Genomic DNA, 3373 nt, shown 5'->3' on the forward strand with positions numbered 1-3373 from the left:
TTCCATCGCTGGTTGGTGGTGGGTGTTGTGCTGAAGTCGTTTGAGTGGGCGAGGACTTCGGCCTTACGTTGCAGATCGACCTCGGCGTAGATGTTGGTGGTGTCGATGGAGACATGACCGAGCCATGCGCGGATGGTGTTGATATCGACGCCGGCGCGGAGCAGGTGCGTCGCGGTTGTGTGCCGGATGGCATGGGGGCTGATCGGCCTGCGAAGCAGCGACGGATGTGAAGCCGATGCCGTACGGACGTGGTTGCGAAGCATCCAGTGAATGCCGTGCCGTGTGATCGCATCGCCAAGTCGGTTCAAAAAGACGGGTTGGTTGGCCGACCGGTTGCGAACAAGTGTGAGCAGTGCGTCGACGGTCGCCGGCCAGAGCGGGCACCGTCGCATCTTGCGTCCCTTACCTCGCAGTTGCACGTTGCCGAGTTGGTTGGGACGCAGGTTTAGGTCGCCGATCAGCAGCGACGCGGCTTCGGAGACGCGAGCGCCGGAGTTGTAAAGGAACAGCAGGAGCGCGTGATCGCGGCACCCTTGCTCGGTGCGGCGGTTGGGAGCCGCGAGGAGAGCATCCATCTCTGGCTTGTCCAGATAGGAGAGTTCGTTCCGTGTGAATCGCTTGAATGGGACGGCGCGTATCTGGCTGCACCAGGCGATATGTTCGGGGCTGCGTTCGGCGATGAAGCGCGCCATCGCGTGAACAGCCGCAAGACGCTGGTTGCGGGTTCGGATGGAGCATCTCCGGTTCTGTTCGAGATGATCGAGGAAGCCGCGCAGCACGTCGCTCGACAGGTCGAAGACATCGAGACGATCCACTGGCTTGTTCTGCGCGGCGGCGGCATAGGGCATCAACAGTGCGAACGTGTCGCGATAGCTTCGTTGCGTGTTCCTGCTCAGGTTGCGTTCCTCGACCAGATGATCGAGGAGGAAGCGCTTGACCCATGGACCTAACGATCCGGACTTAGACATGAGGCACCTCCGGCCTGGCGTAACGCTCGAAGCAGAGGCTGGCCTGCTGGAGCAGCTCGGTGGTCATGGAGATGTAGCGTTGGGTGTCGCGCAGCACGCCGTGTCCAAGGTAGATCGACAGGTGAGGCAGAAGCCGCTGGACGTTCTTGCCCTCGCGGTACCAGGTGACGAGGCGAACAACCGCGAAGGTATGGCGGAAGTCATGCAGTCGCGGCTGGAAAGTAGCACCGTCAGAGCGCGAAACGCCTGCCTGTTCACGAAGCCGCTTGAAGACAAGTTCCGCAGTCTGACGCATGATGGGAGTTCCCTTGACGGTTCCGAGAAGCGGAGTCGTCTCGGACTGCAATGACTGCGGCCACTGCCGGTCGATGTAGCGGCACAGTACGCCGCGAAGATCGTTGCCAACCGGGACAAAGCGGCTCTTGAAGAACTTGGTCTCGCGAATAGTAAGGACGCCTGTGCCTGTATCGAAGTCCGCCAGCGTGAGATGAAGCGCCTCGCCGATCCTGAGGCCTGTTCCGTAAAGAAGCAGCAGGAGTGTGCGTACGGTATGTGGTTCAAGCAGCCAGCGGTAGCGATGCCGCGAATCGGCGGCATCGATCAGCCGCTCGATGTCCTGGTTGGTGTAGATATAAGGCTGAAAGGCCTCCGGCTTCTGCGGAACGCTGAGTGGGAGAGGGCAACTCGCGCAGTAATCGCGGGCCATAGCGTAGCGATAAAACGCCTTCAGCGTGTGGTACTTCGAGAACCAGAAGGTGGTGAGCGGGCCGCTGCCTTCGATGAAGCGCAGCACCGGTGCCGGCTCTATGAGATGCATCTCGCAATCACCTATGGCCTGGATGAAGGCGCGAAGGCGGACGGTTTCGCTGCGGAATCCTATGCCAAGCGACCGCTTGTGCAGGATGTACTGTTCGACCGCTTGAGAGAGGATCATAGAAGACCTCCGAGGCTGATCGCGGCAACGCCGCGCAGGGCTTCGATGCTGCCTCGCATCTGGATCGGCGTAGCAGCCCGTTCGCTGTTCGCCGCGAACTCCACAAGTCCCGTGAGCGGGAGAGCGCCCACCTCATGCAGCGCGTGCAGATCGACCTTGGCGTACATCTGTGTAGCGGTCAGAGAGACATGCCCGAGATGATCGGCAATCTCCTTGAGCGAAACGCCTTCGGCCAGCAGATGCGTCGCGCAAGAGTGCCGGAGCGCGTGTGGGCCATAGCATGGCAACACAAGTCCGAGCCGATGCAGGCGGTTGCGTACCATCGTGCCGAATCCCGGAGCGGTGAGGGTTCGATACGGTTGGACGCACGTCAGAAATATCTCTCGCAGCTTGCACTTCGGTCGCACCTCGCGGAGGTATCGAAGGATCGCTGCCCCGACTTCACGGACGAGCGGGTAGTGCTGAGTCTTGCGCTGCTTGGGACGTCGAATGCAGAGGATCTCACGCTCCCAGTCGATATCCTCAAGGCGAAGGTGGCGCACCTCGCCGCTGCGCACGCCGTACACGGCTATGACCAACAGCATCGCGTGATCCCTGATCTCGCTCGGCATGTTGTCTGCACAAGATGCAAGTAGCCGTTGAACATCGCTCCACGCCGGACCTCGCGGGAGACTCTCCAGCCGATAAATGCGAGGCGCATCGAGTGCCGCGAGACCGGCCCGGCACCAATGCTTCGACTCAGCGTAGCGGAAGAAGTTGCGCAGCTTCGCGACGTGAAGGGCGATACTGGTCCGCTTCAGCTTGCGTTGCGCAAGCGCCTGGAAGTACTCGGAGATATCTTCGAGGCTAACCTCTTCCAGCGGCTTGCGCTGCCGGGCGATCCAGTTCAGGAACTCCCCGACGCACATCTCGTAGTGATGCAAAGTGCTTGGCGAAAGGCACCGTTCATGCCGCTGAAAATGAAGAAAGTCCGCGAGCCGTGCGGCATAGGCGACTTCCGGTCGTGACTCGTGGAACCTCCCAAGCAGCCGAAGCAAACCTGCTGCGTGATAGACGAACTGCCGTTCGCCAACGTGGAGACATCTTCGAGAGCGGTACGCCGTCCCAGCCCACTCGACTGCGGCAGCTTCGATCTCAGCAAGGGTGATCTCGGGTCGGTCGAGCCGAAGATGCCGGACGACGACAACGAGGAGCTGCGCGATGTTACGCACAGTCTTCCGCGAGCGCCCCTCTTCCACGAGGTGCTTCAGGTAAAGCTGACGTTCGGCTGCAAAGGGTGAGAACTGGTGGTGGGCAATCGCGGCTTGCCGCGTGAATAGATGATCGAACATGGTGGTCTCCCTGGGTGAAATCAATCCGCCCAGTATCGCCACCTTCATCTCGTTATGTTGCGTCCAGAATCGGCAAGCCCAATGAAGACGGCCCCTCGCAGCCGCTACACAACATAACTGCGAACACAACATAAGTGCGC

General features: G+C 60.5%; 3 protein-coding genes. All 3 read right to left on the reverse strand.

The window, feature by feature from the left end:
* Window positions 1-968: tyrosine-type recombinase/integrase (locus tag GRAN_RS25265; RefSeq protein WP_128915836.1), on the reverse strand; the 968-nt coding region annotated here is incomplete at its 3' end.
* Window positions 961-1902 (reverse strand): tyrosine-type recombinase/integrase, encoded by a 942-nt coding sequence (locus GRAN_RS25270; protein WP_128915837.1) that lies wholly within the window; start codon window positions 1900-1902, stop codon window positions 961-963. The genes GRAN_RS25265 and GRAN_RS25270, both read right to left, overlap by 8 nt.
* Window positions 1899-3373: tyrosine-type recombinase/integrase (locus GRAN_RS25275; protein ID WP_128915838.1), on the reverse strand; the 1475-nt coding region annotated here is incomplete at its 5' end. The genes GRAN_RS25275 and GRAN_RS25270, both read right to left, overlap by 4 nt.

Source organism: Granulicella sibirica, assembly GCF_004115155.1.
Lineage (GTDB): Bacteria > Acidobacteriota > Terriglobia > Terriglobales > Acidobacteriaceae > Edaphobacter > Edaphobacter sibiricus.